This window comes from Streptomyces sp. SPB074 (assembly GCF_000154905.1).
In the GTDB taxonomy this organism is placed as follows: domain Bacteria; phylum Actinomycetota; class Actinomycetes; order Streptomycetales; family Streptomycetaceae; genus Streptomyces.
This window is the reverse complement of record NZ_GG770539.1, coordinates 6,403,619-6,409,034: the sequence shown is the minus strand read 5'-3', so window position 1 is coordinate 6,409,034 and position 5,416 is coordinate 6,403,619. Positions and strand designations below refer to the sequence as shown.

The 5,416-nt window shown below is 74.3% G+C and carries 5 protein-coding genes; 3 read left to right on the top strand and 2 right to left on the bottom strand.

Annotated features, from left to right (window positions below; all coding sequences use genetic code 11):
* Positions 1–227 precede the first annotated feature (227 nt).
* Positions 228–1,106 carry an NAD(P)-dependent oxidoreductase gene (locus SSBG_RS27385; RefSeq protein WP_008749295.1) on the bottom strand — a complete coding sequence of 293 codons (879 nt, stop codon included), beginning with the start codon at positions 1,104–1,106 and terminating at the stop codon, positions 228–230.
* Between the two features lie 193 nt (positions 1,107–1,299).
* On the opposite strand from SSBG_RS27385, the gene SSBG_RS27380 reads away from it, so the two are divergent.
* The 3 genes from SSBG_RS27380 to SSBG_RS27370 all read left to right on the top strand — a co-directional run bounded on the left by SSBG_RS27380 (position 1,300) and on the right by SSBG_RS27370 (position 3,569).
* Complete coding sequence (locus tag SSBG_RS27380; protein ID WP_078491425.1) at positions 1,300–1,794, top strand: MerR family transcriptional regulator; 495 nt, start codon at positions 1,300–1,302, stop codon at positions 1,792–1,794.
* Positions 1,791–2,747, top strand: coding sequence for an aldo/keto reductase (locus SSBG_RS27375; protein WP_008749293.1), 957 nt, complete (start codon positions 1,791–1,793; stop codon positions 2,745–2,747). The genes SSBG_RS27380 and SSBG_RS27375 overlap by 4 nt, the downstream gene beginning before the upstream one ends.
* Before the next feature lie 135 nt (positions 2,748–2,882).
* Complete coding sequence (locus tag SSBG_RS27370; RefSeq protein ID WP_234010659.1) at positions 2,883–3,569, top strand: DNA-3-methyladenine glycosylase I; 687 nt, start codon at positions 2,883–2,885, stop codon at positions 3,567–3,569.
* A gap of 78 nt (positions 3,570–3,647) precedes the next feature.
* On the opposite strand, the gene SSBG_RS27365 is transcribed toward SSBG_RS27370, so the two are convergent.
* Positions 3,648–5,416 (bottom strand): discoidin domain-containing protein (locus SSBG_RS27365; protein ID WP_008749291.1); only part of this gene is annotated, 1,769 nt, incomplete at its 5' end.

Below are 5,416 nucleotides of genomic sequence, written 5' to 3'. Positions count from 1 at the left end.
GCGCTCGCGGCGGAACGCCGCAGGGCGCGGGAAGCCCTCGCAGCACGGGCCAGGGACGCCGACGACCTGGCCCGCCTGCTCGACGCGCTCGGCCTGCGGCCCGGCGAGGGGCGCCGCGAGCGGGAGCAGCGGGAGTGAGGGGCCCGCGCGGTGGGGGGACACGGTCCTCCTCCCACCGCGCGGGGCGGCGGGGACGCGCCGCCCGCGCCGCCACACGCTCGGTGCCGTCAGGAATCGGTTCCGGGCCTCCCGGCGAAGTACGTCGCGATCATGTCCTCGCCGCCGTGGCCGGCGTCGCGCGCGCGGGCGAAGCGGGCGGCCGTGGCGTGGAGGAGGTCGAGACGGGCCCCGCTCCCGGCGGTGGCGTCGAGGATGAGGCGGGTGTCCTTGAGCGCCGTGGAGAGCGCGAAGCTGGGGTCGAGAGCGCCCCTGAGGAGCGCGTCCGCCTTCATCTGGAGGTACGCGCTGTCCAGCGCCCCGCCCGTGACGGTGTCGAGGAAGAGGCGCGGGTCCACGTCCAGTGCCTCGGCCACGTTGAGGGATTCGGCGACGGAGCTGACGAGATTGACGAGCCAGGCGTTCACGACGAGTTTGAGGCGCGTCGCCTCGCCCGGCTCGTTCCCCGCCCACACGGTGCGCTGCCCGATCGCGTCGAGCACGGGCGTGACGGTGGGCCGGGCTGCCTCGTCCCCCGAGACGAGGACGATCAGCTTGCCCTGCTCGGCGGGCTCCTTCGTGCCCGAGACGGGGCTGTCGAGGTAGACGACCCCGTGCTCCGCCGCCTTCCCGGCGAGCGTCGCCGTGGCAGCGAGTCCCACCGTGGACGCCTGGAGCCAGGGCTGTCCCGGGCGCAGTCCGGGCGCCGCCTGCTCCATGACGGAGGCGACCGCCGTGCCGTCGTTGAGGACGGTGAGGACCACGTCGGCGTCGCGCACGGCCGCCGCCGGGTCGGCGGCGAGTTCCGCGCCGTCCGCGACGAGCGGGCGCGCTTTGTCCGCGCTGCGGTTCCACACGCGCACGGAAAGTCCCTCGCGGAGCAGGCTGCGGGCCATCCCCGCGCCCATGATCCCGGTACCGAGGACGGCGACGAGGGGCGAATCGGACATGAGGGTTCCTCCTGGACTCGTGGGGCGGGCCCGCGGCGCGGGCCCGGCGGCTTCGTGGCGCGGGACCGGCCTGCCCCGTGGCGCGCGAGCCACTGCCTCCACCCTGGCACCACACTGGGGATTCCGCCCCGCCGGCCCGGTGCGGGGTCCCGTGTTTGCCCTGGAGCGCGCTCCAGGGCGGAGGGTGGTGTGCATGGCAGGGCGAGCTCCCCGGCTGCGGCCGGACGTGGAGGTGCCGGCGGGCGGTCTCACCATCGGCGAGGCGGCGGCGGCACTCGGGCTCGGCATCGACACGCTGCGGTACTGGGAGCGCGAGGGCCTGACGGCCGAACCGGCCGGGCGCACGGGCACCGGGCAGCGCCGCTACACCGAGCGGGACCTGGAATGGCTCGCGGGCGTGGTGACGCTGCGCCGTACCGGGATGCCGATCCGCGACATCCGCGCCTTCGCCGCGCTGACCCGCCGGCCGGGCACCGAGCGCGAGCGCCTGGAGGTCTTCGAGGCGCACCGGGAACGGGTCCTGGAGCGGCTGCGCGAGACACGCGGGCACCTCGCGGCGATCGACCGCAAGATCGCGTACTACCGCGACGCGGCCGGGGACACGGCGGGCCGGCACGGCGCCGCCGGTTCCGCCACCACGGAGGACGCCGGACCGGCGCACACGACGACAGAGGACGACACACCATGAGGACGATCCCACTGGGTTCGCAGGGCCTCCGGGTCTCCGAGCAGGGCCTCGGGGCGATGGGCATGAGCGTCTGGTACGGGCCCAGGGACGAGAGCGAGGCGATCGCGACGCTGCGGCGCGCGGTGGACCTCGGCGTCACGCACATCGACACGGCGGAGGCATACGGCCCGTACGAGAACGAGAAGCTGATCGCGCGGGCGCTCGGCGCGAGGCGCGGGGAGATCACGCTCGCCACGAAGTTCGCCAGGGACTTCGAGGACGGCGGCGCGCAGGCCCACGACGGTTCCCCGGGGCACGTGCGGCGCGCCGTGGAGCGCTCGCTGCGCCACCTGGACACGGACGTCATCGACCTCTACTACCTGCACCGGATCGACCCGGCGGTGCCGGTCGAGGAGACGGTCGGGGCGATGGGCGAGCTGGTGACGGCGGGAAAGGTGCGCTTCATCGGGCTGAGCGAGGCGGGCCCGGACGAGCTGCGACGGGCGCACGCGACGTTCCCCCTGACGGCGCTCCAGTCGGAGTACTCGCTCTTCAGCCGGGACGTGGAGCGCAACGGGGTGCTGGAGACGGCGCGAGAACTGGGCATCGGCTTCGTGGCGTTCTCGCCGCTCGGCCGGGGCTTCCTGAGCGGCACGATCACGCGCGCGGCCGACCTCGCCGAGGACGACGCGCGGCGCGGGCTGCCGCGCTTCTCGGAGGAGAACATCGTCGCGAACCTGCGCGTCGTGGAGCGGCTGCGCGCCCTCGCGGAGGCGCGCGGGGTGACGGCGGCCCAGCTCGCGCTGGCCTGGCTCGCGGACCGCGGCGTGGTGCCGATCCCGGGGACGAAGCGGCGGAAGTGGCTGGAGGAGAACGCGGGCGCGGCGGGACTGTCACTGAGCGCCGAGGAGGTGGCGCGCGTCGACGAGGTGTCGCCGTACGGGGTCGCGGAGGGCGCCCGCGAGGCGGGCTGAGGCCGCGGCGGGGGCCGTCGCCGGGCGGCCCGCGCTCCTCGCACGCCTCGTCACCGGGCCGTTGTCAGTGGTGTGGTGCACGCTGGGGGCGGGCGCGCGGCACGGGGCCGGCGCCGTGGAGACCGGGAGCGTGCGGTGACGGTACGGGACGGGACGGACGGGGACCGGGCGCGGGCGGCGCGGGCCTGCCTGCGGCTGCGGCAGACGACGCGGGCGGTCCTCGCCGATCCGGGCGCGGCGCCCGCGGCGGCGGTGCGGCGCTGCGCCTGGGCGGAGGGCACCTCGGCGCTGATGACGGAGTACCACGACCGCGAGTGGGGCCGCCCCGCCCACGACGACGGCTATCTCTTCGAGATGCTGGTCCTGGAGGGCGCGCAGGCCGGGCTCGCCTGGTCGACGGTGCTGAACAAGCGGGAGAACTACCGGCGGCTGCTCGACGGTTTCGACGCCGGGGCGGTCGCGGAGTACGGGCCGGAGAAGCTGGCGGCGCTGCTCGGGGACGCGGGGATCGTGCGGCACCGGCTGAAAGTGGCCTCGCTGCCGCGCAACGCGCGCGCCTTCCGCGCCGTGGCGGCCGAGTTCGGTTCCTTCGACGCGTACCTGTGGTCGTGGGTGGACGGCCGCCCCGTGGTGCGGCACCGGGCGCGCGGCGCGCTGCCGCCGGCCCGTACGGAGCTGTCGGACCGGCTCGCGAAGGACCTCAAGAAGCGCGGTTTCTCCTTCGTGGGGACGACGATCACGTACGCCTTCCTCCAGGCGACCGGGGTCGTGGACGACCATGCCGGGGACTGCTTCGTGGTGGCGGACGCGGTCGCGGACTGAGCGCGTAACGGCGCCGGACCGGGGGTACGCGCCGGGCGCGGCCCGGGCCCGCTGCGAGGGGCCCGGACCGCGGGGGCCTCAGCCCTTTTGCTCGACGCGCACCCAGTCGATGTCGGCCTGGACGCCGCCCTGGGCGACCTTGTCGACGCTGGACTGGGGCAGGCCCCAGTAGGGCGAGGTGACCTTGTTCCAGCCCGCCGGGTAGGCGCCGCCCAGGGCCAGGTTGAGGATCACGTACTGGTTGTGGTCGAAGACCCACTGGCCGCGCGTGGACTCCATCTTGTTGCGGCTCGTCTCCTGGACGACGCGGTCGTCCACGGAGAAGGTCATGCCGGTCGGCTTCCACTCGACGGCGTAGGTGTGCCACTGGTCGGCGCCGCCGTCCGGGTACGTCTGCTGGGCGCCGATGTTGCCGTCGGCCGAGTAGCCGGGGCCGTGCAGCGCGGTGGAGGTCCAGTCGTCGTAGCCGATGTTCTCCATGATGTCGGTCTCGCCCGAGCCCGGCCAGGAGACCTTCGGGTCGTCCACGTCGCTGCCGAGCAGCCAGAAGGCGGGCCAGAAGCCTTCGCCGACGGGGAGCTTCATGCGGGCGCTGACCTTGCCGTAGGTGAAGTCGAACTTGGTGTTGGTGTCGATGCGGGCGGAGGTGAAGTCGTAGGTGGTGCCGCCGGCCTCGGTGCAGCCCTTGCAGTACTTCGCCTTGAGCTGGAGGACGCCGTCCTGGGTGCTGAGGGCGTCGGGCGTGTCGACGTACGCCTGGGACTCGCCGTTGACCGGGCCCATCTCGGTGCCGGTGCGCACGACGCGCCACTTGGAGCGGTCGAGGTCCGCGCCGTCGAAGTCGTCGAAGAAGGTGGTGCGGTAGTCGCCGCCCTGTTCGGCCGGGAGGGCCGGGTAGGCGGCCTCGGCGCTGCCGCCGGTACCCCAGACCTGGAACTCGTAGAGGGAGTAGCCGAACTGGGCCGTGGCGGGGGCGGGGTTGTAGAAGGAGCGGCGCTCCTTGCCGAGCATCCGTACGTAGCGCCCGGTGGCGGGCTCGGGGAGCTGGACGGTGTCGTGCTTGCCCGCGGACTGGCCCGGGGTGCCGACGTCGGCGCGGCGGGCGGCCACCTCGTCGGCGGAGGGCTGGTAGACGGTGCGCCAGTTCTCCTTGTCGTCGGAGACCTGGATCTCGTAGTCGACGGCGAAGGCGGATTCCCAGTAGAGGTCGACGCTGTCGATGGTGGAGGGGGCGCCGAGGTTTACGGCGACCCAGCGGTCGGCGTTCCAGTCGCTGGCCCAGCGGGTCGCGTCGCCCTTGAGGTCGGCGGGGAAGCCGCCGTCGGTGACGAAGGAGGGGTTGGCGCCCGAGCCCTGGTAGAGGTCGCTGTAGGCGGGGTGGTGCAGGGCCAGGTTGGCGCGCGAGGTGGCGGCCGGGGCGGGGGTGCCCCCGTAGACCTTGAAGGAGCCGAGCACGTAGCCGCCCGCGGCGGAGCGCTCGACGCCGCGTACCCGGACGTAGCGGCCGCGTACCTCCTGCGGGTAGGTCTGGGCGGTCACGGTGTCGCCGGTGCCCTGGTCCTCGGTGTAGAAGGGCCGCCAGTCGCCGCCGTCGTCGGAGACCTCGACGACGTACTTCTTGCCGTAGGTGGCGCCCCAGTCGAGGACGACGCGCTCGATGCGCAGTCTGCTGCCGAGATCGACGCTCAGCCAGGCGGTGGCGGAGTCGTCGCTGGTCCAGGAGGTGGCGTCGTTGTTGTCGAAGGCGTCGGCGGCGGTGCCGCCGGAGGCGGTCGCGGCCTGCGGGTCCGCGGCGACCGCCTCGGCGGCGAGGTCGGTGTCCCAGGCGGCCGCCGCGGCGCGCGGGG

Excerpts from the sequence above, each read along its gene's own strand:
- SSBG_RS27385 (WP_008749295.1), bottom strand. The coding sequence starts at position 1,106 with ATGTCCGATTCGCCCCTCGTCGCCGTCCTCGGTACCGGGATCATGGGC.
- SSBG_RS27380 (WP_078491425.1), top strand. The coding sequence starts at position 1,300 with ATGGCAGGGCGAGCTCCCCGGCTGCGGCCGGACGTGGAGGTGCCGGCG.
- SSBG_RS27375 (WP_008749293.1), top strand. The coding sequence starts at position 1,791 with ATGAGGACGATCCCACTGGGTTCGCAGGGCCTCCGGGTCTCCGAGCAG.